This is a genomic window from Dietzia massiliensis (assembly GCF_018390595.1).
Taxonomy (GTDB): Bacteria; Actinomycetota; Actinomycetes; order Mycobacteriales; family Mycobacteriaceae; genus Dietzia; species Dietzia massiliensis.
Genome location: NZ_JAHBAV010000311.1, coordinates 1 through 361 on the forward strand (window position 1 = coordinate 1; position 361 = coordinate 361).

Below are 361 nucleotides of genomic sequence, written 5' to 3' on the forward strand. Positions count from 1 at the left end.
GTTTCACTGTTACTGTCTTATTAGCATCATCAACATATTGTCCTTCTAACCATTCACCACAGTCTTTCATCATACAACCATGTTCATCTACATTACAATATGCTGGTAAACCATATTTTTGACCAACATAAAAGTCATCTGCCCCAAATCCAGGTGCTGTATGAACGCACCCAGTTCCAGCTTCAGCAGTAACATGATCACCTAAAATAACTAATGATTCACGATCATATAATGGATGTTTACAAGTAATCATCTCTAATTCTTTTCCTTTGAAATGATTACTTACTTGATATTCATCAATTTCAAATTTTTCCATCAATGAATCAACTAACTCTTCTAAAACAATCAATTTCCCTTTATT

General features: G+C 33.0%; 1 pseudogene. It reads right to left on the minus strand.

Annotation, left to right across the window (positions count from 1 at the left end):
• Positions 1 to 361: pseudogene (ileS, locus tag KHA85_RS20650) on the minus strand (isoleucine--tRNA ligase); the annotation flags it as partial.